This window comes from Arcicella aquatica (genome assembly GCF_034928825.1).
GTDB lineage: Bacteria > Bacteroidota > Bacteroidia > Cytophagales > Spirosomataceae > Arcicella > Arcicella aquatica.
On sequence record NZ_JAYFUL010000021.1, the window covers coordinates 23,806 to 49,380 of the forward strand.

General features: G+C 36.2%; 19 protein-coding genes. 9 read left to right on the forward strand and 10 right to left on the reverse strand.

Annotated elements, in window-relative coordinates:
- A complete protein-coding gene (locus VB264_RS13560; RefSeq protein ID WP_323250177.1) occupies positions 1 to 1,182 on the reverse strand; it encodes a hypothetical protein in 1,182 nt (393 codons plus the stop codon).
- Positions 1,183 to 1,469: 287 nt separating this feature from the next.
- Between VB264_RS13560 and VB264_RS13565 the strand changes: the two genes are divergently transcribed.
- The 3 genes from VB264_RS13565 (at position 1,470) to nspC (ending at position 4,235) form a co-directional block, all read left to right on the forward strand.
- Positions 1,470 to 2,684 carry a saccharopine dehydrogenase family protein gene (locus VB264_RS13565; protein ID WP_323250179.1) on the forward strand — a complete coding sequence of 405 codons (1,215 nt, stop codon included), beginning with the start codon at positions 1,470 to 1,472 and terminating at the stop codon, positions 2,682 to 2,684.
- 72 nt (positions 2,685 to 2,756) lie between these two features.
- On the forward strand, positions 2,757 to 3,008 hold the full coding sequence (locus tag VB264_RS13570) for a hypothetical protein (RefSeq protein ID WP_323250181.1): 252 nt from the start codon (positions 2,757 to 2,759) through the stop codon (positions 3,006 to 3,008).
- Positions 3,009 to 3,098: 90 nt separating this feature from the next.
- A complete protein-coding gene (gene nspC / locus VB264_RS13575; RefSeq protein ID WP_323250184.1) occupies positions 3,099 to 4,235 on the forward strand; it encodes a carboxynorspermidine decarboxylase in 1,137 nt (378 codons plus the stop codon).
- A gap of 82 nt (positions 4,236 to 4,317) precedes the next feature.
- Here nspC and VB264_RS13580 read toward each other — a convergent pair whose 3' ends face one another.
- From VB264_RS13580 to VB264_RS13595, 4 genes are all read right to left on the reverse strand, one after another.
- The gene (locus VB264_RS13580; RefSeq protein WP_323250187.1) at positions 4,318 to 6,021 is read right to left on the reverse strand and encodes a RagB/SusD family nutrient uptake outer membrane protein; all 1,704 of its coding nucleotides are present in this window, start codon (positions 6,019 to 6,021) and stop codon (positions 4,318 to 4,320) included.
- Positions 6,022 to 6,109: 88 nt separating this feature from the next.
- Positions 6,110 to 9,211 carry a SusC/RagA family TonB-linked outer membrane protein gene (locus VB264_RS13585; protein WP_323250189.1) on the reverse strand — a complete coding sequence of 1,034 codons (3,102 nt, stop codon included), beginning with the start codon at positions 9,209 to 9,211 and terminating at the stop codon, positions 6,110 to 6,112.
- A 47-nt stretch (positions 9,212 to 9,258) separates the two neighbouring features.
- Positions 9,259 to 9,525, reverse strand: a complete 267-nt coding sequence (locus tag VB264_RS13590) for a hypothetical protein (protein WP_323250191.1) — start codon at positions 9,523 to 9,525, stop codon at positions 9,259 to 9,261.
- Between the two features lie 169 nt (positions 9,526 to 9,694).
- A complete protein-coding gene (locus VB264_RS13595) occupies positions 9,695 to 10,276 on the reverse strand; it encodes an RNA polymerase sigma factor (RefSeq protein WP_309922781.1) in 582 nt (193 codons plus the stop codon).
- Between the two features lie 305 nt (positions 10,277 to 10,581).
- Here VB264_RS13595 and VB264_RS13600 point away from each other — a divergent pair, with 305 nt between their 5' ends.
- The 3 genes from VB264_RS13600 to VB264_RS13610 all read left to right on the forward strand — a co-directional run bounded on the left by VB264_RS13600 (position 10,582) and on the right by VB264_RS13610 (position 17,888).
- Positions 10,582 to 13,650: an amidohydrolase family protein gene (locus tag VB264_RS13600; RefSeq protein ID WP_323250193.1), complete on the forward strand. Its 3,069-nt coding sequence runs from the start codon at positions 10,582 to 10,584 to the stop codon at positions 13,648 to 13,650.
- Between the two features lie 119 nt (positions 13,651 to 13,769).
- The gene (locus tag VB264_RS13605) at positions 13,770 to 15,074 is read left to right on the forward strand and encodes an amidohydrolase family protein (protein ID WP_323250195.1); all 1,305 of its coding nucleotides are present in this window, start codon (positions 13,770 to 13,772) and stop codon (positions 15,072 to 15,074) included.
- Positions 15,075 to 15,494: 420 nt separating this feature from the next.
- Positions 15,495 to 17,888: an alpha-L-rhamnosidase-related protein gene (locus VB264_RS13610; RefSeq protein ID WP_323250197.1), complete on the forward strand. Its 2,394-nt coding sequence runs from the start codon at positions 15,495 to 15,497 to the stop codon at positions 17,886 to 17,888.
- 63 nt (positions 17,889 to 17,951) lie between these two features.
- Here the strand turns inward: VB264_RS13610 and VB264_RS13615 are convergent, their stop codons facing one another.
- Positions 17,952 to 19,298 carry an FAD-binding protein gene (locus VB264_RS13615; protein ID WP_323250199.1) on the reverse strand — a complete coding sequence of 449 codons (1,347 nt, stop codon included), beginning with the start codon at positions 19,296 to 19,298 and terminating at the stop codon, positions 17,952 to 17,954.
- A 190-nt stretch (positions 19,299 to 19,488) separates the two neighbouring features.
- Between VB264_RS13615 and yidD the strand changes: the two genes are divergently transcribed.
- From yidD to VB264_RS13630, 3 genes are all read left to right on the forward strand, one after another.
- Complete coding sequence (yidD, locus tag VB264_RS13620; RefSeq protein WP_323250201.1) at positions 19,489 to 19,740, forward strand: membrane protein insertion efficiency factor YidD; 252 nt, start codon at positions 19,489 to 19,491, stop codon at positions 19,738 to 19,740.
- Positions 19,741 to 19,801: 61 nt separating this feature from the next.
- Positions 19,802 to 22,324, forward strand: coding sequence for a M14 family metallopeptidase (locus VB264_RS13625; protein WP_323250203.1), 2,523 nt, complete (start codon positions 19,802 to 19,804; stop codon positions 22,322 to 22,324).
- A 321-nt stretch (positions 22,325 to 22,645) separates the two neighbouring features.
- On the forward strand, positions 22,646 to 23,026 hold the full coding sequence (locus tag VB264_RS13630) for an iron chaperone (protein ID WP_323250205.1): 381 nt from the start codon (positions 22,646 to 22,648) through the stop codon (positions 23,024 to 23,026).
- Between the two features lie 36 nt (positions 23,027 to 23,062).
- On the opposite strand, the gene VB264_RS13635 is transcribed toward VB264_RS13630, so the two are convergent.
- The 4 genes from VB264_RS13635 to VB264_RS13650 form a co-directional block, all read right to left on the reverse strand.
- Positions 23,063 to 23,389 carry a type II toxin-antitoxin system RelE/ParE family toxin gene (locus tag VB264_RS13635; protein ID WP_323250208.1) on the reverse strand — a complete coding sequence of 109 codons (327 nt, stop codon included), beginning with the start codon at positions 23,387 to 23,389 and terminating at the stop codon, positions 23,063 to 23,065.
- Positions 23,379 to 23,594, reverse strand: coding sequence for a hypothetical protein (locus VB264_RS13640; RefSeq protein ID WP_323250210.1), 216 nt, complete (start codon positions 23,592 to 23,594; stop codon positions 23,379 to 23,381). Before VB264_RS13640 ends, VB264_RS13635 begins: the two co-directional genes overlap by 11 nt.
- Positions 23,595 to 23,906: 312 nt before the next feature.
- Positions 23,907 to 24,680 carry a hypothetical protein gene (locus tag VB264_RS13645; protein WP_323250212.1) on the reverse strand — a complete coding sequence of 258 codons (774 nt, stop codon included), beginning with the start codon at positions 24,678 to 24,680 and terminating at the stop codon, positions 23,907 to 23,909.
- Positions 24,673 to 25,323 carry a glycosyltransferase family 2 protein gene (locus VB264_RS13650; RefSeq protein ID WP_323250215.1) on the reverse strand — a complete coding sequence of 217 codons (651 nt, stop codon included), beginning with the start codon at positions 25,321 to 25,323 and terminating at the stop codon, positions 24,673 to 24,675. The genes VB264_RS13645 and VB264_RS13650 overlap by 8 nt, the downstream gene beginning before the upstream one ends.
- Positions 25,324 to 25,575 lie beyond the last annotated feature (252 nt).

Here is a 25,575-nt window from a genome sequence, read left to right on the forward strand (position 1 = left end):
TTAGAAATGTTGGGGAAAATGTATGAGCCAGCTAAAAGCCTCTACTTTATATAAGTTTAAAAGCAAAGAATAAGTTGGCGTCAGAATATTTACAAAAGCTATCAGGTATATAAACTTACTTGCTTTTTCCTTGATTTGTGCCACTAATAAATACACTATATACACTAGCAAAAAGGAATAAGCCAAGCTTCGGGTAACATCTTCAACAGCAGTACCTACCAAAAAAGAAACAAGGAAAACGCCAGTAAACCATACAGCCACGATATAATGTTTCTTTTTGAAGAGATAAAAGCAAGCAAAAATAATTAAAAGCAAGTTTAATTTCAAAGATGAAAAAATAGCATAGGGAATCTTTGCACCATGAATAAAACCCAAACCCAAGGTAACGCCACTATGTTCGCCAACGGGGGTTTGCAGATGATAAAGCAAGTAAAAAATGATTCTGATGGTGGCATAAATGACCAAACTAATAAAAACAAGCCAGAAGGTTCTGTTCTGGACAATCATTTTCTGAAAAATTGTCGCAAAATCTTTATTAGTGCTGTGTATAGGATAGATAGTCAGCCCTGCAAACAATGGAATAATTAGGGATGGAGCCACACTCCTTTCATCTACAAAATAGCTAGCTACTAAAAATAAAATACCTAATGGATTTTTATAGAAATATAAGGAAAGTAGCAACCCAAAATAAGCGTAAGAATCGTAAAATAGGGTATCAAAATTAAAGGAATTGCCCACATACGAAAACAGCAGGGCGATAGTTCCCCAAAAACCCAATACATAATTGTTGGTGGCTTTATAGATTACCTTGACAGATAGCCAAATAAAAAGGGGAAGCAATAAAATCTGGAGATAGAATAAACGAAGAGAATTTAACCCAAAGGCATTTGCAAGGATATAAGGCGTTATCCTTAGGTCTCTTTTACTGAAATGGTCGTGCGGTAAAAGATTTTCAGTTGGTTTAAAGGGATTGGCAATCTTATTATTGACAAATTGTTGAACCAACACATCATTTCCCGTCCAATCGTCATGCACCCTTTTTCTAATTACTTCTGGGAAATATATCAAAGAAAAAACTAGAAAAACTAATATACTGATACTAATACACCAGTATCTATTCTGCCAATATTTGATAATCAAAGTATTGAAATTGTTAAAGAGAATACCTATGTTTGGAAGCATATTGTAAAGTTTTTAAGTGAAAATTTTGTTATCAAAAAAAACATACGCTTAAAAAATCACCATTCAACAGCAGGGTATAAAACAAAAATAGGTGTTTTGAACCATTTTAAATCATCCTAAGGGTAAATTTTATATCTCTCTTATAGTATTATGATAATCATTAACAAATTTAATCTTCATAACTCCTATAATTTCTAAGCTTTAACTAATTTTGCAACTATATTCATGTATGTCGTAAATATGTAATGTATTTGTGGGCAACATCTAACAGATAACATCAAAAAATAATGGGTAAGAAAGTTTTAATTATTGGTGCAGGAGGCGTAGGAAACGTAGTTGTAAAGAAATGTGCCATGAATCCAGAAGTATTTTCTGAAGTAGTTTTAGCAAGCCGTACAAAGCGTAAATGTGATGCCATTGCTGAGGAATGTGCTAAAATAGGGCTACCAACCAAAGTAGAAACTGCGCAAGTAGATGCTGATAATGTACCAGAATTAGTAGCCTTGATTAATCAGGTGAAACCATTTATGGTTATCAATGTAGCACTTCCATATCAAGATTTAACAATTATGGATGCTTGTTTGGAAACTGGCGTTCATTATATGGATACTGCAAATTATGAACCAAAAGATGTTGCCAAATTTGAATATTCTTGGCAATGGGCATATCAAGAGCGTTTTAAAGAAGCAGGGTTGATGGCGCTTTTAGGTTGTGGTTTTGACCCAGGCGTTACACAAGTTTATACTGCTTATGCAAATAAACACCACTTCGATGAAATGCACTATTTAGACATCATCGACTGTAATGCGGGCGACCATGGAAAGGCTTTTGCAACCAACTTTAACCCTGAAATTAATATTCGTGAGATTACTCAGAAAGGACGTTATTGGGAAAATGGCGAATGGGTAGAAATTGATGCAATGTCAATCCATAAACCTATCGAATATCCAGGAATCGGACCGAAAGAATCGTATGTATTGTATCACGAAGAATTGGAATCGTTGGTTAAAAACTTCCCAACGTTGAAACGTGCAAGATTCTGGATGACCTTTGGGCAACAATACATTACGCATTTACAAGTATTGGAAAATGTAGGAATGACATCTATCGCTCCTATCAAATTCCAAGGAATTGATATCGTACCATTAGAATTTTTGAAAGCAGTACTTCCAGAGCCAGGTTCATTAGGCGAAAATTATACTGGTGAAACTTCAATTGGTTGTCAGATTAAAGGGATTAAAGACGGTGTTGAAAAAACATATTATGTTTGGAACAACTGTAAACACCAAGATTGCTGGAGCGAAGTACAAGCGCAAGGCGTAAGTTATACCACAGGCGTACCAGCGATGATTGGTGCGATGATGATGATTACTGGCGAATGGATGAAACCAGGCGTTTGGAACTGTGAAGAAATGAATCCAGATCCATTCATGGCAATGTTGAATATTCATGGTTTACCTTGGAACGAAGAAATTAACGGCGTTCTACCGCATGAGTATTAACGAATACGATAGAATTTTAAAGGAAAATTCTTAGGGCATAACCGTTTTGGTAAATATCTAAAGCAATTGGAAGTGTTAGCTAAACTTCGTAATTTACAAGATGATACCGTAAAACAGACTGCCATTATGCCCATTGTATATGACTTAGAAACAGACATCCGTTACGTACAAGGTATGACGATGGGTGAAGAAAAAGGGAAAGAAAAAAACCTTGATAATAATATCGTTTTATTACTTCAATCAAATTTATTGACAGCTCAACAAATTGCTGAGACTTTAAATGTGCCTTTGAAAAGAGTGGAAAAGCTTAAGAAAAAGTTATAAACATTATATCAAAAACAATAAAATTATTTTTGCCCGTATTGAAAAGTACGGGCAATTTTGTGAATAAATAAACCATTCATACTACAAAAAATGATTGATTTTTCTCAAATACCTTCTCCATGTTATGTATTGGAAGATAGGTTGTTACGTAAAAATTTAGAACTCCTTCAATACGTTCAACAGCAAGCTGGCATCGAAATCATTTGTGCATTAAAGGGTTTTTCGATGTTCTCTACGTTTCCGATGGTTCGCCAATATTTGGCTGGAGCCACGGCAAGTTCGTTGCACGAAGCACGTTTGGCTTTTGAAGAAATGGGCTCTAAAGCACACGTTTATTCTCCTGCTTATTTGGATAAAGAATTTGACGAGTTGATGTCTTATTCTTCACATATTTCTTTCAATTCATTGGCACAGTTTGATAAATTCAAAGAAAGAACTATCCAGCATGGCATCAGTTGTGGGCTACGTATTAACCCTCAATATTCTGAGGTAGAGACAGATATGTATAATCCATGTATTGCGGGTTCGCGTTTGGGTATTACTCGCAATCAATTAGGTGATACTTTGCCTGAAGGCATTGAAGGCTTACACTCGCATACTTTGTGCGAGAACGATTCTTATACGCTTGAGCGTACCTTAAAGGCTATCGAAGAACGTTTCGGAGATTTATTGAAACAAGCTAAATGGTTGAATTTAGGCGGAGGACATTTAATAACACGTGCTGATTATGAACCTGAGCATTTAATTAGTGTATTGAAAGGTTTGAAAAGTAGGTTCCCGAACCTAAAAATTATCCTAGAACCAGGTTCGGCAGTGGGCTGGAGAACGGGATACTTAACCTCTACGGTATTAGATATCATCGATTCTCAAGGAATTAATGTGGCTATTCTTGATGTAAGTTTCGCTGCACACATGCCTGATACACTAGAAATGCCATATAAGCCCAAAATTTTGGGTGCACACCAAGAACCAGTAGCAGGGAAACACACTTATCGTTTTGGTGGAATGACTTGCTTAGCTGGAGATTTCTACGGAGATTATTCTTTTGACGAGCCTTTGGAAATTGGCGACTCAATCGTTTTTGATGATATGATTCATTATACGATGGTAAAGACAACCACATTCAACGGTGTTAATTTACCATCTATCGGTATTTGGCGAGAAGATGACACTTTCGATTTGGTTAAAACCTTTGGTTATGAAAGCTTCAAAGATAGATTGAGTTAATACTAGTACTTGATTTCATGTAAAAAGCCTGACAAGTTTCTAACTCGTCAGGCTTTTTATTATTAAGTTATTCTAAAAAAGATTAATACCCAGGGTTTTGTGGGAAAGATGCAGCCCCTCCTTCTGTACGATCAATTTGTGACTGAGGGATTGGTCTTAACAAGTGCATCGGCTTGATGTTCGATGCCGCTTGAGGATTAGTTTTTTGAACTCTATCCACTAAATTACCCCAACGTTTTAAATCCATCCAACGAATCTGTTCTCCACATAATTCACGTCCACGTTCATCAACTAAAAAGTCGAAAGTCAGCTGAGCAGGCGTTATTTCCATTGCAGCAGTTTTTCCTGGCCAAGCCGCACGACGACGAACCACGTTTACTGCTTCTGTTGCTTCTGTTACTTTACCTTGCATTAATTGAGCTTCTGCTAACATTAAATAAGTATCAGCTAAACGGAAACATAAAAAATCACGACTACCAGGAGCATAAGTTTTATCCTGACGAAGTGGATCCATAAACTTAACGAGCGTAGGGAATAATGCTTCTGTATAAGCACTTGGCACTAATACTTGATATGGTCTCTTAGCACGCTCAGCAACTGACATTTCGTATCCTGGAATATAAATGGCTGTATCACCTGTTTTAAAAGTTACTTTAGCCTTAGAATTATCAAAAGCAGTATTGTATGTTCCTGGGCTATTTGATAACCAAGTATCTCTAAACGTTTTTTTATAGCGAGAATCATTAACACGCTCACCAAAAACATTATCGATACAATATTTTGTTGGGCGTAAACGCTTGAAAGGTCTATCATAAACAACATCACGTACCATACCTGCCTGAACATCGTATTGCATTCCAAAGAATAAGTGTAAGTTATTACCGAAAGTATTACCATCTCCGGTGTTATCTAATGGCGGAGGAGCTGTATTTGTCAATGGATCAACAGTATATTGTACCGCAAAAATAACTTCACTATTAATTTCACCAGCACCTTGAGCAAATACACTTGCAAAATCTGGAAGCAATTTGAACCCATAATTATTAATTACATTTGAAGCATACGTAGCGGCTTTTGAATAATCATCAGCAGCTTTTGATGATGACATCGCTTTTGCTAAATAAACACGAGCTAACAAATGTTCTGAAGCAGCTTTAGTAGCACGGCCATAGTCTGACGATTTAGCTTTATTTTCTAAATCAGGCAGAGATGCCTCTAAGTCAGCAATAATAGCTTTATACATATCTGCTTCACTCGCTCTAGTTGTTTTTTTAGTTGGTGCTAAAGTTTCTGTTAAACGTAAATCCACTCCGCCCCACTGTTGCAATAACAGAAAATAATAGTGCGCACGTAAAAACTTCATTTCTGCTACTCTTTGCTTTTTCAAAGCATCAGTTATGCCAGTGGCACTTGGAGCTCTTTCAATAACTGCGTTACAAGTATTGATTCCTCTATATAATTCATCCCAAATATTTTTTAACCAGTCTACCTGAGAATTCAATTGGGCATCATAGAAATGAAAGCCTTTGTAGCCTCCATCTGCACCAGTTGCATACAAATCAGTACCATATTCTGTTACTGTTAGCCCTTGCTGTGTACCATAAAAGCCTCTTAAAGTAGCGTATGCCGAGTTAATGGCTGCGTTAAAACCAGCAGGAGTACTGATATAATCATTACTAATACCTGATATTACATTTTCCTTAAGTACATCTTGGCACGACTGTCCAACCAACATAAATGTTAGCAGACTGAAAAATTTCAATGATTTTATATATGTTCTTTTCATTTTTTTATTTTTTTGTTTTTAACTAACTGCTATGAGCATCATTGAGTCAACATTAGCCCATAGTTTACAGCTGAATGCTTAAGGCTAATTAAAATTTAACATTCAAACCAAATGTCATTACGCTAGTAGCTGGTGTAACGTTTCTTTCAACTTTTCCCGATTGTGTTTCAGGGTCAACACCATTGTATTTAGAACGATATGATGACCAAATGAACGGTTGTTGAATACTAGTAAAAAGACGTAGAGACTCTAGTCCCATTTTCTGAGCAATTTTTGTTGGCACAGTATAACCAAAGTTGATATTACGTACTTTTACGAATGAACCATCAAAATTAATAATAGCACCATTATTTACAGGGAACTCTTGGTTTGATTTTGGTTGTGGAAACTCATTTGTAGGGTTGTTTGGAGTCCAATAATCAACTTTCATTTGTTCATAACGACCCGCAAGTTGGTTCAAATCTTGGTGGAAACCACTTACAATCATTTGTCCCTGACGTGCATAAATAAAGAAACTTAAATCAAAACCTTTGTAGCTAAAACGGTTTGTAATACCACCACTCCATTTTGGAATATCAGAACCCAAGATTACTCTATCATCAGCATTGATTTTTCCATCGTTATTAGTATCCTGTACTTTAATCTGTCCAACAGAGCTTCCCATTGCTTTAGCTTGGTCTGCTTCGCTTGTTTGCCAAATACCCAGTTTCTTGTAATCGTAAATTACTGATAATGGTTGACCGATAAACCATTTATTACCAATATCATCTATCGCTCCGTTATACAATGACACAATCTTCTCTGTATTTTTTGTAAATACAAAATCTGTTGTCCATTTAAAACCACCTTTATCTACGTTAACAGTGGTGATGCCTGCTTCAAAACCTCTGTTTTGAGTTTCTCCAACGTTACGAGTCACCGAAGCAAAACCAATAGAACCTGGCAAATAATCTGAAAGTAATAAATCAGTAGTATTTGTTTGATAAAATTCTAATGAACCAGATACTCTACCTCTTAAAAGTGAGAAATCTAAACCTATGTTTTTAGAAGTGGAAGTTTCCCATTTCAAATCAGGGTTACCAATTGTATTCGGACGGTATCCGTAAGCTGGTGTAGCATCCCAAGCATAAGCAGTACGTCCTAATTGTCCTTGAGTTTGATAAGGCTGAACACCTTGGTTACCAGTTGTTCCAATACTTGCACGTAGTTTCAATAAATCAATTACGGTTAAGTCTTTCATGAATGGTTCATTACTGATATTCCAACCTAAAGCAACTCCAGGGAAATTACCGTATTTTGTATTTACCCCAAACTTAGTTGAACCATCACGACGGATTGTTGCAGTAATAAGGTATTTATCTTTATAGTCATAATTAATACGAGCCATAAACGAATTAATAGCCCATTGAATTAAATTACTACCATAGCCTTGGACTGTTCCTGCATTACCAAGATTATAAAACTGTTGTGTTTCAGCTGGTACACCAGACACTGCTAAGGTATTGTATTCAAAATTTTCTTTCTGGATAGACTGTAAAGCAGTAACAGACAAATTATGTACTTTATTGAATGTTTTGTTATAAGTAACAATGTTCTCTAATACCCAGTTAAACCCAAATTGTGTATTTTCAGAGGCAGTAGCATTTCCTCCTTTGTTATTATTTGTCATTGACCCAATAAAACGACCTGCTCTCGAAATAGTCATATCAGGGCCAAAATTAACTCTATATTTTAATCCATCCAAGATTGTAGCCTCTGCATAAATACTGTTAAAAATACGGTATTTCTTAATTTCATCAACCTGAGCGCCCGGTACAATCTCAGCCAATGGGTTTGTCAATAAGGCATCATTCGTTGGCGAGAATTTAATACTTCCGTCTGCATTATAAGGCGTAGCAAGTGGGTTTTGCTGTAAGGTTGCACCATAAGGGTTTAAACTCGCACCATTTCTCACGCTATTTGTCATAAAAGTCGAAATACCCACCTTGATAGTTTTGTTGATTTGGTGGTCTATGTTAGATCTAATTGAATAACGCGTATAATCTAACCCAGGGTTAATCCCTTTGTCTTGAAAGAAACCTGCTGAAATATAAAACTGTGTTTTTTCATTGCCGCCTTGAATACCCAACGTATGGTTTTGTTGAATACCTGTTTGTAGTACTAACGACTGCCAATCAGTATTTCTATTCTGGGCTATACCTTCAGCTACGGCAGGGTCTCCACCCAAAACTGCTACTTTAGAGTCAGCATAAGCATCAGACGTACCCGTAGGAACAGGATTACCATTTATATCTTTATAACCACCCGTAGCACGGTATGCCTCACGTACAAACTCTTGGAATTCAGACCCACTGAAAAGCTTTACTTTATCCAAGGCTTTTGATACACCATAATAGGTATCATAACTAATGGTTGTTTTACCTTTTGTTTTTCCTCTTTTAGTAGTAACAAGAATTACCCCATTGGCACCTCTAGCACCATAAATAGCTGCTGCCGATGCATCTTTAAGTACTTCCATAGAAGCTACATCATTTGGGTTGATGTCTTCATATCCACCTGATGAAAAGTCAAAAGGTCTGTTTGACATTAATTCATTTCTATCACCTGCCATTGGAATTCCATCTACTACATACAAAGGGTTGTTACCAGCGTTGAATGAACGACGACCACGAATCAAAATATTAGGTACAGCACCTGGTTTACTACCAGATTGCGATACGTCAACCCCAGCTACTCTACCTTGCATTGCTTGACCAAGGTTTGTAATTGGCATTTCTGTAATTTGCTTAGCCGATACAGAGCCAATTGCACCTGTTAATTGACTTTTCTTTTGAGTACCATAACCCACTACAACTACTTCTTGTAATGATTGAACATCTGCCTTAAGTACTACATCAAGTGCTGTACGATTATTAATGGCTATTTCTTGCGTTACAAAGCCTACAGCAGAAAACACTAAAACAGATTTATTACCTACAGCAATTTTGAATGTACCAGCTGCATCACTGGTTGTTCCTTTACTTGTTCCTTTTACAGCAACCGTTACACCTGGAATTCCCTGATTATCTTCAGAGGATGTAATTTTACCCGCGATTGTTCGATCTTGAGCATAACCAGTAAATGTATGAGTTAGAAGCAATAAACAAATTGCCCAACCTACATTACTTTTTAATTTTAGTAGAGATTTCATACTCATGTGTTTTTGATTTTTTTAAAATGTGATTAAAATAAATTTGTTTAATTAATTATTGAAATGGTTAAATTGATTCGATTCCAGATTGATGCTACTTCATCTTTCGATAAGCTTTCATCGTGTGTTCGGTTGAGGATTGACTTTGCTAGTTCGATTTCTTGTTGCTTCTGTGGATAACGTTCTAAAAATGCTTGCCAAAATTCTTTACCAACTTCATGATTTTCTGATTGTACCCATTCAATAAAGCAAGTGTCTGATAAAAAATCTTCAGACATAAAATCTTTATACTTTGTAAACCGCTGCTCAAACAATTTTATAAATATTTTAAGTAAAACTTGTATTATGAGCAAAAGCTTGCTTAATCGGTTTTCTACTCAATTATTACTATTTTTTTTAAAAATTGAACACATCTAATATTCAACAAAAAAAAAGAGCCAAAATCGATTGATTTTGGCTCTTCATACGAAAAGTAGATTTATATCATGCTAAAGCGAGTCTTTCTATGGCAATATGTTCTTTTAAAATTTTTAATGCACCAAATATAAGGTTGTAAACCGACTGTGGATTAATCCTCATCATGCTAGATATTTGGTCGGTATCCATATCATGAAAAAACTTCAAAGAGATGGCTTCACGCTGGCGTTTGGTCAAATACTTGAATGATTCCGCTAGGGTATCACTAAAAGTTTGTTCTTCTTCAAAAGCAACCAAACGGTTTTCATGAGAAGTAATAAAATCTGGATTTTCAAGATAATAAGCTTCTTGATGTTGGAAATGGCGTTGTTGTGTTTCCAAATGACGTACCAATTTTCTTTTGATAGAAGCCATTAAGTAATAACGAATAGAAGTTGTTTCACCTAAATTTCGATGATTTTTCCACAATTCTACAAATAAGTCGTGCAAGCAATCCTTAATTAATTCACGATCTGCAGTAATACTTGTACTGTAATTGTACAATAGACTAACATAGTTATGATAAATTGAAGAAAAAGCAGCATGGTCTCCTGCTCTAAATTCATTCCATAATGCAACCTCGTCGATTAGTTTTTTTGTAGTTATCATAGATAAAATAAGAGTATCTGTATAATTTTCTCTTAAAGATATATTAAATAAATATCACTTTTCAAGGTTTTTTTTGAATATTTTTCCGTAAACGTTTACGGAAACGTTTACAGCAAAACTTTTATTAAAAAAGTTTGAAATCGTTAAATTTTATTGTGGTATACGCTTGTCATTATCACTTTTCTAATTCGTTAATCGTTGTAAAATATTCTTTAAGCGAAAAACTAAAAGCGAAATAGGATATTTCTAATTTTGAGCCTATTTTTAGAGCTTATTATTTTATCACAAACAAAAATCAACTAAACATGAAAAAACTTTTTATTACCCTCATTAACATATTACTGTTGGGGTCAATAGTTCATGCTCAAACACAATTCTCCCCTCGCAACGGTGTGCAGGACGAAAGGCTAAACCTTTTTGCTTTCACCAATGCAACAATTGTTGTGGACGCTAATACTACTATTGAGGGAGCAACCTTATTAATTCGTGGTTCAGTGATTGAAGCTGTTGGCAAGGGAGTCGTTATTCCGAGCGGAACCACCGTGACAGATTTGAAAGGAAAAAGGATTTATCCTTCTTTAGTAGAAGCGTATTCAAATTATGGATTACCAGAAATTAAAAGTGAAGGCGGAAGAGGTTTTAGAGCAGACCCTCAGTTTGAATCTAAGAAAAAAGGTGCTTATAACTGGAATCAAGCGGTTTTACCAGAAGTAGATGCTGCCAGTGTTTTTTCAATCAACGCTCCTGCTGCTGACGAACTACGCAAGGCAGGATTTGGCTCGGCTGTTAGTCATGTACAGGACGGAATCGTAAGAGGAACGTCAGCATTTGTTACATTGGGCGACGGGCGTGACCAAGATGCTTTATTGAAAAGTAAAGTTTCAGCGCATTATTCTTTCTCTAAGGGTACTTCTACCCAAGATTATCCCAACTCAATGATGGGTTCGGTGGCATTACTTCGCCAAACATATCTTGATGCAGACTGGTTTAAGAAATCAAAAAACAAAGTTGAGTTTAACATTTCTTTAGATGCTTTCAATGCTAATCAAGGCATTCCGCAAGTATTTGAGGTAGGTGATAAATTAGGAATATTGCGTGCGAATAAAATTGCTAAAGAATTTGGTGTACAGTATATCATTAAAGGGATGGGCGACGAATACCAACGTCTTGATGAAGTAAAAGCAACAGGTGCTACCTTGATTTTACCATTAAACTATCCAACTACGCCAGATGTTGAAGACCCTTATGATGCTTCAGTGGTTTCCTTAGCAGAGATGAAACACTGGGAGATGGCTCCTGCCAATGCTAGTCTTTTATCAAAAGCAGGTGTAAATTTTATTTTCACTTCGTCTAACTTAAAATCAAAAGCAGATTTTATCGCAAACCTCCGCAAAGCCATTGAATATGGTTTAGATGAGAAAGTAGCTTTAGCAGCCATCACATCGACTCCTGCACAATTGATGAAGGTGGACAACTTAGTGGGTTCATTGAAAGCAGGTATGCTAGCCAATTTCTTGATTACTTCTGATAATCTTTTTAAAGATGGCAACGTAATTTATGAAAACTGGGTAAAAGGAAAGCGTTATGTGGTTTCAAATATGAATATCATCGATGTTCGTGCGAACTACGACTTGACAGTTGGCAACAAAGCTGGAATGAAATTGAATGTAACAGGTAAAATAGAAAAGCCTGATTTTCAGATTGTAGTAACAGATTCAATCAAAGTGACTCCTAAAGTAATTAGAACAGGCGAAAACTTTACGTTGACTTTTAAACTAGACCCTAAAAAAGAGAAAGGCGATACTCGTATCAGTACTTACTTTGATGGAAAGAATTTTAAAGGAGATGGACTAGATGCTAACGGACAGGCGATTGCATTTGCCGCTACTTTTAAAGAAGCATTCAAAGAAACACCTGCTAAAGTTGATACGGCCAAAAAAGCAGTTCCAGTAATCGGAAAATTATCATATCCTTTCACTAGCTACGGTACAGAAGACAAACCAAAAGTAGAAACTATTTTAGTGAAAAACGCAACTGTTTGGACAAACGAGAAAGAAGGTATTATTGCTAATACAGACGTTCTATTACAAAATGGTAAAATTGCGAAAGTAGGCAAAAACCTTTCGGAAAGTGGTGCAAAAGTAATTGATGGTACGGGTAAACACTTAACCAACGGTATTTTTGACGAACACTCACACATTGCATTGTTATCTGTAAACGAAGGAACGCAATCTGTGACTGCTGAAGTAAGAATGGAAGATGTTATCAATTCAGAAGACATCAATATTTATCGTCAATTAGCGGGTGGAGTGACTTCTTCTCAGTTATTACATGGTTCTGCTAACTCAATCGGTGGACAATCAGCAATCATCAAATTGAAATGGGGCGAAGCACCAGATGCTTTGAAGATTCCAAATGCTGATGGTTTTATCAAGTTCGCTTTGGGTGAAAACGTAAAACAAGCCAACTGGGGCGACCGTGCTAGAATCCGTTTCCCTCAAACCCGTATGGGCGTTGAGCAAATCATGATGGATGCATTCTTGAGAGCAAAAGAATATGAAAAAGCAACGAAAGCTGCCGCAGCAAATCCAGCACTTGCTCCAGTGAAACGTGATTTAGAGTTAGATGCACTTGTTGAGATTTTGAATAAGAAAAGATTTATTACTTGTCACTCTTATGTACAATCTGAAATCAATATGTTGTTGAAAGTTGCCGATTCATTAGGCTTTAAAGTAAATACTTTTACTCATATTTTGGAAGGCTATAAAGTGGCTGATAAAATGAAAGAACACGGTGCGAATGCTTCTACATTCTCTGACTGGTGGGCTTATAAAATGGAAGTAAAAGAAGCGATACCGTTTAATGCTGCATTGATGACCAAAGTTGGGGTGAATACTTCAATCAATTCAGATGATGCAGAAATGGCTCGTCGTTTGAACCAAGAAGCCGCCAAAACAGTAATGTACGGTGGTATGACAGAAGAGCAAGCTTGGAAAATGGTTACGTTGAACCCTGCTAAGATGTTGCATTTGGATAACCGTTTGGGAAGTATCAAAGTTGGGAAAGATGCTGACATAGTATTATGGAACAACAACCCATTGTCGGTGTATGCTAAACCAGAAAAAGTAATCATCGACGGTGCTACGTATTTCGACCTTGAAAAAGACAAAGAATTGCGTTTGCAAATCGCTGCTGAACGTAATCGTATTACACAGAAGATGTTGAACGCCAAAGCGGGAGGTGCTGCTACCGTGAAACCAGAAGTGAGAAGACCAAGATTATTCGTTTGTAATTCAGAAGGCGATTTAACAGAAGAAACTGGTGCATTTAAAGAAACAGGCGTTTCGCAAGCTGAAGGTCATGACCATGATTAATAGTTGTGATTGAGCGAGTGGTGAATGAGTGATTAAAATTATTTTTAGCCTTTACTCATAAACTTTAAACTCATGAACTCATAGACTTGACTTAAAACATTTTTTCAAAAGAACAGATAATGAAAAACATAAAATACATATATAGCATAGTTTGCTTATTGTTGGCAAACACTATGTTTGCCCAAAACCAAGCCGCAGGTTCGCCCCAAACCAAAGCTATTGCCCTGACAGGAGCTACGATTCATACTGCCGCAGGTAAAGTGATTCAAAACGGTGTAATCGTTTTTGATAAAGGCATCATTACGGCTGTTGGCGATGCTAACACGGCTTTTAACAAAGCTAACACCGAAGTTATCGATGTAGCTGGCAAAAGTGTTTATCCGGGGTTAATTTCGCCAGCAAACCAATTGGGAATGGTTGAAATTGAGGCAGTAAGAGCAACAGATGACCAAGCTGAAATTGGGCCAATTAATCCACACGTTCGTGCGTTAGTTGCTTATAATACAGATTCTGAGTTGATTCCTACGGTAAGAAGCAACGGCGTATTATTGACACAAGCAACACCACAAGGTGATATTATCACAGGGATGTCTTCTATTATGCAACTAGATGGTTGGAACTGGGAAGATGCCGTTTTGAAGAAAGACGATGGCGTGCATGTAAACTGGATTGGTTATTTCAAACGTGAATTTGATTTTTCTACTTTTACAGCCACGACTAAAAAGAACGATAAAAGAGATGAGTTGTTGAGAGAGTTAGATAAAACATTTGATGATGCGATTGCTTATGCACAAATCAAAAATCCTGCGGTAATCAACGTAAAGATGGAAGCGATGAAGGGTCTTTTTGACGGTTCAAAAAATCTATACATTTCGGCTGACTATGGTAAGGAAATTATCGAAGCGGTACAGTTTGCTAAAGCAAAAGGTGTAAAGAAAATCGTTATTATCGGTGGTGAAGAATCATTGTTAGCAGCTGATTTCTTGAAAGAAAACAATGTGCCTGTTATTGTGGGTACAACACACCGTTTGCCTAATAAAGTAGACGACGATACTGACTTGCCTTATAAATTGCCTCAGTTATTGCAACAAAAAGGAGTTTTGGTAGGTTTAGCATATATCGGCTTAAACTGGAGAACACGTAATTTACCTTTCGTGGCTGGTACAGTAGCAGGACATGGCATGGACAAAGAAGATGCATTGAAGCTTATCACGGCTAATAATGCAAAAATCTTAGGGATTGATAAGCTAGTGGGTACTTTAGAAGTAGGCAAACAGGCTACTTTAATCGTATCTGCGGGTGATGTATTGGATATGCGTACTGCGAAAGTAGAACAAGCATTCATTCAAGGTCGCAAGGTAGATTTGGACGACAAACAAAAACGTTTGTACAAAAAATATGCTGAGAAGTATGGTACGAAGTAGTATTTTTTGATTGAAATAAAGGCTCTTTCTGTTATCGGGAAGAGCCTTTATTTTTTTAAAATACTATCTACATTCCGAATAGCACTGCGTTTTTTTCTTCTATCCCTCAAGAAACTGGGGTTTTATGAGGTATAAAAGCTTTTTCTATCGCTCATTGCAAATAGGTTAAATCATTCTTCAAACCAAGAGTCTTGGCACCAACATCACGAAGCTATCTTTCAATTCTTATCTCTAGCGAGGGAATTAATTCCCTCGCTAGAGATAAAATTAAGATTATCAGGCGGATATATAGATAATCAATAGGACTTATGTAGCCAGCTAAGTAGGAAATGATTTGAACATAACATGTAAGAACAGGCATGAAATATTATGGTAAATCTGTATTTTCGTTTCATTATCCACAATCAATCAAAAACAACAATGAAAGTACTGCAAGCACTGCTTATCTCTTTGATTTTTACACTTCCAATTACTGCCCAACAAATCAGCCCTAAAGTACTCAAACAACGCTGGCAAGCTAACTGGATTGCTCCACAAAATGTAAATCTTAAAGATTTTGGCGTATTCCATTTTCGTAAAAATTTTGATTTGAGTCAGAAACCTACAACGTTTATCATTAATGTTTCGGGAGATAACCGCTACAGGCTTTTTGTAAACGGACATTTTATTGGCACTGGACCAGCTAGAAGTGATTTAATGCACTGGAATTTTGAAACCTTCGATATTGCTCAATACCTAACTCAAGGAAAAAATACCATTGCTGCTGTAGTTTGGAATTTTGGCGAATATATGCCTGCTGCACAGATGAGTAATAAAACAGGGTTTATCATCCAAGGAAATACTGAACTGGAAAGTGTTGCCAATACTAATAACAGTTGGAAGGTATTGCAAAATCAGGCCTATAAACCTATCCCTGTAGAAGGTTCAAAATTACGTACTTATATTGTAGTAGGCTGTGGCGAAGAAGTAGATGCCACAAAGTTTCCAAGCAATTGGGAAAAACCATCATTTGATGATAGTCAGTGGCTATCAGCCAGAACTTTAGAACATGGTTATATTTCGGGTACAGGTTCAGGAGCAGAATGGTATTTAGTCCCTCGGACTATTCCACAAATGGAGGAAATCCATCAAAATATTAATACCGTTCGCAGGTTTGAGAGTACAAAAACTATCACCATGCATGATAATTGGTTGAAAGGAAAAGGCTCATTAACAATTCCTGCTAATAGCAAAACCACTATTTTATTAGACCAAACATTTGAAACTGTTGCCTATCCTGAAATCATCGTAAGCGGAGGTAAATCTGCTGATATTACTTTTACATATGCTGAGGCTTTGATTGATGAAAAATGGGTGAAAGGAAACAGAAATGAGATTGAGGGCAAAAGAATCATTGGTATCCAAGATATTTTTCATCCAGACGGGCAAGCCAAAAGCAGTTTCAAACCCCTTTGGTTTAGAACCTATCGCTACATAGAAATTACGATTGTCACCAAAGAACAGCCTTTAGCAATCGATGATTATTATGGATTAAAAACGGGCTACCCGTTTGAAGAAAAGGCGAATTTTTCAAGCAATGACCCAAGCCTACAAAACATCTGGAAAGTAGGCTGGCAAACGGCACGTTTGTGTGCAGGTGAAAGCTATTTTGATTGCCCTTATTATGAACAATTACAATATACGGGCGATACCCGCATCCAAGCTTTAATATCATTATATGTTTCGGGCGATGACCGTTTGATGCGTAAAGCCTTGACCGATTTCAATAATTCTATGACTTCCGAGGGTTTAACCCAAAGCCGTTACCCCTGTAATACGCCTCAAATTATTCCTACTTTCTCATTGTTCTGGGTCTCAATGGCGTATGATTATTGGATGCACCGCAAGGATGATGCCTTTATGAAAACGTTAATGCCAAACATAGAAAAGGTTTTGGGATGGTATGAAAGAAAGATAGACCCACAAAAAAATATGTTGGGAGCGATGAACTGGTGGTCATTTGTAGATTGGGCAAAGCCTTGGAGATGGAATGCTATCTCTGATATTGGTGGAGTTCCTGATGGAGCAACCGATGGAAATTCATCTATTATCAGCTTTCAGTATGCCTATACTTTACGACAAGCGGCTGCTATTTATGAGACTTATGGCGACAAGGAAAAGGCTATTTACTATCGTACTTTAGCAGATTTACTGTCGAAATCTAGCTATGAACAATGTTGGGATGCTACCAAAAATGAAGTGGCTGACACACCTGACAAAAAGGCATTTAGTCAGCACGCAAATATATTTGCTATCCTTGCCAACGCTGTGCCTAAAGCCAATGAAAAGGCTATTATGGACAAGATTTTAAATGACCCAAGTTTAACGCAGGCTACTTTCTATTTCCGCTTTTATTTAACACAAGCCCTCAAAAAAACAGGAAGTGCTTCTTTGTATTATGACACACTAACGCCGTGGCGAGATATGCTCAAGACTGGTTTAACCACTTTTGCAGAACAAGCCGACCCTACTCGCTCCGACTGTCATGCTTGGTCGGCATCGCCTAATTATGATTTTCTAGCGACTATCTGCGGAATCATGCCCGATGTCCCCGGCTTTGAAGAAGTACGTATCCAACCTTCTTTAGGAACCTTAGAAAACATCTCAGGCAAAATGCCACACCCTAATGGAGACATTACTGTAAAGCTAAACCGTAAAGACAAAACAGGTATTCAAGGGGAAGTAACCCTACCTCCTAACCTTTCTGGTAGATTTGTTTGGAATGGCAAAACAGTTTCATTAGTAGCGGGGAAACAGGTGATTGATTTGGAATGATACAAAATTAAGAGAGGCTGTCCAAAAAGTATTTGGCAGCCTCTTTTTAAATACATTCAATCCCTAACTAAGATTCTTCTTCAAAAACTCATTTTGAAACTTTCCTTTGGGGTCATATTCTTTTACCAAAGCCTTAAAGTCATTTAACTTTCCAATTCGACCTTGTAAAACCGTTGCGTCCATCGTAAAGAGTTTTGCCCAATGTGGACGGGCATTAAAAGGTGCTAATTGTTCTTCAAAAAGCGGAAGGATACCCATTACTACGTCTACTTCTTGTTTCCAAGTAGTATGTATGGCTACACACGTTTGATTGTAACATGGACTCATCCATAAATCGTCTGCCTGAATGGCGCGAATTTCTGAGATAAAAATATGCGGACTAACTTTTTCGTGTAGTTTCTCTATCGCCATCATAGCTTCATAGCCGTGTTCGATAGGAACAAAGTATTCCGACTGTAATTCTTTCCCTGCACTTGGCGTAAAACCCATTTTAAAATGTGGCATTCGTTCATACCATACGCCCGGTATACCCAATTGCTCTGTGCAGTTTTCTGCTGAAATTTCTTCTATCGGATGTAGGTTTTGCGTCGCTAATTTTGCCCCAAATAATGCTGCTGGAATTTCCGTCGCATCGTCTTCTTCTACTTTACTTTTTACCCATACTTCATTGATATTTTTATTCTTCCAGTCGGTAAACAAGCTTACACTATAGCCACTCGACATGATGGTCTCGAAGTTCTTTTCTAAGGCGCTCATTGGTAGATTTCGATAAACTACTTGCTTCATTTTAAAGCTCGGTTGCAATGCCAAGGTAATTTTCGTAATTACCCCTAACGCTCCTAGCCCCACTACGGCACCATTAAACTTTTCGCCATCTTTTTCTTTTGAAAGATTGATTACTTCTCCTTCGGCATTTACAAATTCAAAAGCAGTAACGGCAGTAGATAAGTTTCCATTTTTTACGCCCGAGCCATGTGTAGCGGTTGCACAAGCTCCCACTACTGAAATGTGGGGTAAGGAAGCCAAGTTGTGTAAGGCATAACCGTTTTCTTCTAAATAAGGGGCTAATTCTCCATATTGTATACCGCCTTCTACCGTAACAGTATTCGCTTTTTTATCTAATGAGACTACTTTATTGAAGTCTTTTAAGGAAATCTGATTCTCGCTACTATCAGCAATCGTATTAAAAGAATGACGCGACCCTAACGCTTTGAGACTATCGCACTTCTTTACAATTTCCTGTACTTCTTCTACATTTTTGGGATAATAGACATTTTCGGCACTGTATTCTAAATTTTCAGCCCAGTTTTTCAGGTGCGTTTTTGGTGCTGACTTACAAGCTACTAAGCGAGAAAGCACGATTCCTCCTACCATAATTGATGATGTTTTTAAAAATGTTCTTTTTTTCATACGGATAAATAGTTGAGATATTTTGGATAGTAAAGCAATATAAAACTAATTTATATTTCATCCTTAAAAACACAATGAAACCTTAAACTTTCCTCATTTCGCGATGCTTATTTTATGTATTATTCAAAGCTGTATTGATTTTTTTAGCATTTGAAAAAGGATGTTTACCTTTGAGAAAACATTCAAACCAATGGCCAATATCCCTAGTAAAATCCTTATTATTTTTGTGCGTATATATCAAGGACTCATTTCTCCTTTTTTCCCGAATGCTTGTCGTTATACTCCTACTTGTTCGCAATACATGATTGAAGCCATTCAAATCTGGGGATTTTGGAAAGGCTTTCGTTTAGGTATCAAACGTTTTGCCTCTTGCCATCCTTGGGGCGGTAGTGGCTATGACCCTGTACCTCAAAAATCTTGTTGTGAAAAAAAGGACAATTGATTTTTTAGGAAGTTTTTTATTTCTATTTTTGGTTTGAATCTATTCATCAAAACTCAAAATCATGCCCAAAAATCTATTAATTTACGCATTTTTGCTACTAAGTATCTGTGCATCAGCACAAAGCAAGCTCCAGTCTCCAGAAGAGTTTCTAAACTTTAAAAAAGGCGAACGCTTTCTAAGACATCATCAAGTAGTGAGTTATTACGAATATGTAGCTCGCCAGAATCCTAATCAGGTTAAATTGATTCAGTATGGCTCAACGAATGAAGGTCGCCCATTGATGATTGCCATTTTAGCATCGGCTGAAAATTTTGCACAATTAGAAGAAATCAGGACCAATAACTTAAAGTCGATTGGTTTGTTGGAAGGAAAGCCTACTAAAAAACAACCAGCGATTGCTTGGTTGAGTTTTAACGTACATGGTAATGAATCATGCGGAACAAGCACTGCCCCATTTACTTTATACGAGTTGTTGAACCCTAGTAACGAACGTTCAAAAGCTGTTTTGGCCAATACTGTGGTTATCCTAGACCCTAGCATTAACCCTGATGGATACGACCGTTATGTAAACTTTTATAATCAAAAAGTAGGTGCTGTGTATAATCCTAACCCTGCTGCAATTGAACATGCTGAACCTTGGCCAGGTGGCCGTTTTAATCATTATTTATTCGATTTGAACCGTGACTGGGCTTGGCAAACGCAAAAAGAATCGCAAGAAAGAATGGCAGTGTACCGTCAATGGATGCCACATCTTCATGCCGACTTTCATGAGCAAGGTGTAGAAAACCCTTATTATTTCTCACCTTCTGCCAAACCATATCACGAAGACATTACTAGCTGGCAAAGAGAATTCCAGAAGATTTTGGGTGATTATAACAAACGTGATTTTGATAAAAATGGTTGGTTGTATTTCTCAAAAGAACGTTTTGACTTGCTATATCCTTCGTATGGTGATACTTACCCAACTTATAACGGTGCTTTTGGTATGACCTACGAACAAGGTGGTGGCGGAAGAGGAGGCTTAGGCGTTACTAAAAGAGATGGCGATACCCTTACTTTAAAACAAAGAATCGACCACCACTTAAGTACTTCGTTTTCTTGTTTAGAAGCCATTTCAGCGAATGCAGACAAAACCGTTACTGAGTTTATCAAGTTCTTTGATAATGCTCAAAAAACGCCAGTAGGTCAATACAAATCATTTGTTTTTAAAACGAAAGGTAACGAGAGCAGAACACGTGAGTTTTTGAATTATTTAGACCGCGAGAACTTCCAATATGGTATTGCAGGAAAATCATTAGTCGCAGCTGGTTATAGCTATCAGGATGATAAAAATGTAGGTTTCGCCATCGACCCTGATGATATTGTGATTAACTTATTCCAACCTCGCTCTACGTTCTTAAAGATTTTATTAGAACCTAAAACAATGGTTGAAGACTCAGTGACTTACGACATCACTTCATGGTCATTACCGTATGCTTATGGTTTAAGTGCCTTTGCTGTAAAAGATAAAATTACGCCAGCACCCAAGCCTCAGTTTGTCCCTGCTACATCAAAAATAGAAAAACCGTATGCTTATATTGTAAAATGGCAAGCATTCAGTGAGTTGAAATTATTGGCTTCTTTGTTGAAAAAAGGCATCAAAGTTCGTTCAGCAGCCAAGCCTTTTGAAATTGAAAACCAAACGTATAACGAAGGTACTTTAGTAATTACTCGTACAGGAAACGAACGCTTAGGCGATTCTTTCGATAAAATTGTAAGAGCTGAAGCTGATAAGTTCCAAGTAAATCTTTATTCAGTATCTACAGGTATGTCCACTAAAGGTTCAGATTTTGGGTCAGACAATGTTTCTTATTTAGCACCTCCAAGAGTGGCAATTGTTTCAGGTGATGGTGTTTCTGCTACTGGTTTTGGTGGTACGTGGCATTTCTTTGATAAACAACTTGAGTATCCTGCTACAATTATTGGTGAAAACACATTGGGAACAGTTGATTTATCTAAATACGATGTGTTGATTTTAGCAGATGGTCGATACAATAAAATTTTGGATGACAGAAACTTAAGCAAAGTAAAAGACTGGATACGTGCTGGTGGTAAATTGATTGCAATACAAGGCGCATTGAATGCTTTAGCGGGCAAAGATGGCTTTGAGTTGAAACACAAAGAAGAGGATAAGAAAAAGGATAAAGACAAAGAAAACGAATCGGCTAAATTAAAGGTTTATGCCAATGCTGAAAGAGAATCTGTTTCAGAAGAAACACCGGGAAGTATTTACAAACTTTCAATGGATAATACTCATCCTTTAGCTTTTGGTTATGATAAAAACTACTATAGTTTGGTGTTAGAAACAACTGATTTCCAATATTTAACGGATGGTTGGAACGTGGGTGTCACTAAAACCAAAGATTTAGTTGCGGGTTATGTAGGTGTGAAAGCACAGGAAAAACTTAAAAATTCATTGATTTTCGGGACGCAAGATTTTGGTCGTGGACAAATTGTTTACTTAGCTAATGACCCTATTTTCAGAGGTTTCTGGCAAAATGGTAAATTATTGTTTGGAAATGCAGTATTTATTGTAGGGAATTAATTTCCTTCAATTTATTTCATAAACATGAGACATCCCGAATTTTCTCATAAATCTGTAAATTTTAAAAGATTTCAAAGATTTTTGGATGTATACTCGACCTTACTTTTTGTCTTGATACAAAAAGTAACAAAAAAATCAAGAATTCCTAAACTCGCTTCGCTCAAACAGTAGGAATTCGGGAAAAATCAATCACAAAAAAGCGGTCAAAAACTAATTTTGACCGCTTTTTTGTGATTTTAAAATTCGGGATAACTCATGTTTTATGTTAAATTTTCTTGAAAATTAATAGATTTGGATAAAAACCAGTAATCAGAGCAATCCATGAAAAACTCGACCATTAAAATCAATACCATTGATGATTACATCGCAGGTTTCCCTTTGAAGATACAAGAACAGCTACAAACCCTTAGGTTAATAATAGCCGAAGCTGCGCCTAATGCTGAAGAAGGAATCAGTTATGATATTCCTATTTTTAAACTTCATGGAAAACTAGCCCATTTTGCTGCTTATAAAAACCATATAGGCTTTTACCCAGGTGCTTCTGCCATTGAAGCGTTTAAAACAGCACTACATGGTTATGATACTGCTAAAGGAACAATTCATTTTCCCATCAACAAGCCAATCCCCGCTGAGCTAGTCAAAAGCATCATACAATTTAAAGTAAAAGAAAACGTAGTGAAGACTGCTTTGAAAAAAAAGTAGTAGTTTAATAAGGAAGAAATATCATCAACATAAGATTTATAAATACTCTTTAATAAGGCTATCTATTTCTTTTTGAGAGATATTATCCTTCTCTCCTTTGCTATAAATCGAAAATAGTAGAACCGATGTCTCTGTAACTTTTACAAAGGACAACACTCTTGCCCTCCCTGATTTACCTTTATTTTTAGATAAAATAGCTAATCTAATTTTATAAATATCATTACCAAGCGGAGTTCCCATTGTGGGATTTACTTCTAATTCTTCAAATAGTTGTGCCAACTCCACTTTTAAGGATGGGTATTTTTTAACTAGTCTTTTGGCTTCTTTCTTAAAGTTATCAGAAAGTTCAATATTATAATTCATCCAAAAAATCTTTTGCTGATGTAGTTTTTAATTTTCCTTTTTTAAAAAGTTTTACTTCTTCCAATCCTGCTTTGATATTCTCTAAAATTGTATCGTTGATAGGCTCTTCATCTGTCTCAATTCTTTTAACGTAATGAAGGTTTTTCGCCAATTCAATAAAATGACTGTATTCGTTATCCGTTATATATATAGTCGCTTGTCTCATATCATTTACAAACTTATAAATTGTAACTAAAGAATAAATTTTAAAGTAAATTTATTAAAATAATATCATATTTATTCTTTCAAACAAAGAATAATACTCTTATTGATTTGCTCCGATCAAACACTTTCAATTCATTATTAAATGGAAGCTGTTTAAACTTTCCGTTTCTGAGGTGAAAATATTGTATTTTTGAATTGATTTTTTCAAAATTTGCGAAGCATAGCATCGCTACGTTGAGTAAATTTTGGAACAAGCTATTCTAAAAGACTTAGTTTAACCCGAAAGGGAAAGTTTAAACAGCTTCATGATATATTATTTATGCCTAAACCAACAATCCTCTCTAGTTTCTTCAAACATTTTAAAGACCGTATTAACAGGTGCCCCATGGATTAGCCTTGTATTAAATTGAGTTCTTACTAGATAATTAAAAGCTCCCATGTCTCCCGTAAATGCGGTTTTATTGTCATCATTATAGGTTTCGTGAATATACCAGAGCTTATCTAAAAAAGGATTCATAACCTGAACATTTCCACCAATTACCCCACAGTTTAGTAAAGTAGCGTCTTTGAAATTATTTTCATACAAGGCATAGTCGGGTATTTTACTTCGTAAATGACTAGCGTGTTCAATCATCCAATCATTTTCAAGTATTTTGGGTTCATCTCCGCAAAAAAGAGTATCAGGGTTTGTGAGGAATAATAATTCTTTGAAAGGATTTTTTACTACAACCACATCCGAAACATCTGTTACAAAAATACTTTCTATACCTTTTGAATGTGTTTTCAAGAACTCTCTGTAAACATAATAACGAAATACGTTTGGATTAAAGCGAGTATCGTACTTTATGTCAACAAAAGACAGATACTCGCTTTCAAAGGTTTTTTGAGTATTTTCCGAGAAATTATTATGAAATAAAATAGCTTTTAAATTTAATTTCCGGGTTGATGTTGCCCATTTTTCTACCAAACCAAAATCATCATCTTTCAAGATATTGTTACGATTTACATCATAGACTCCTGTAATATGACAACCCAGTATTAGTTCTTCACTAACAATATCAGTATGATTTAGAAAGGGATTAGACAAGGGCATTTATTTTTTTCTTCATGGTTGAACAGATACTACTCGAAATGTTTCTGTAATAGATATAAGTTCTTAAATCTACTTTTTTAACATTATACCTTTGGGCGGCACTTTCATAAAAATAAGAATCTGCTGAGTAAATATCTTGAAATTTCAACTTGTCAAATACTTCCTTTTTTCCAAAAAGTGTTGCGAACAAAATACAATCATCTACATGGATAATTCGATTAAGATTATATTTATCAGGTACATAATAGTCATTTTCGTTATCAACGATTGTCTTAGTGGTAGAAGCAATTAAGTCGTTTCCTTTTATTTCGTTCAAACAGGCTCGTAAATGATTCGGCTTATACTCGTCGTCTGCATCCAGAATGGTAATATATTCCCCACGGCTATAAGATATGCCTCTATTGATGGCATTGGATTGCCCCCTATTTTTATGGCGTAGGTAAACCACTTTATCTTCGTGTATTTTGGCATAATCAAGCACTTGATAGTGAGTATCGTTATTACTGCCATCATCAATGATAATGAGTTCAAAGTCTTGATAATCTTGATTGAGTACAGAATCTATCGCCCTTTTTACTAATACAAAATCGGTGTTGAATACCGACATCAGTACCGAAATAACTATTTTGTTGTCCATAATTTAGTACCATAGAATATTCAACCTAAAGGTAATAACAACATTTAACAGTTATATTAAATTAGCGTAATGTTAGTGGCTACAAATTTTAAATCTTTATAAATGGAATTAAATTATGAAGCGGTTTAAACTTTCGGATTTTGAGGTGAAAGTATTGTATTTTTGAATTGATTTTTTCAAAATTTGCGAAGCATAGCATCGCTACGTCGAGTAAATTTTGAAACAAGCTATTCTAAAAGACTTAGTTTAACC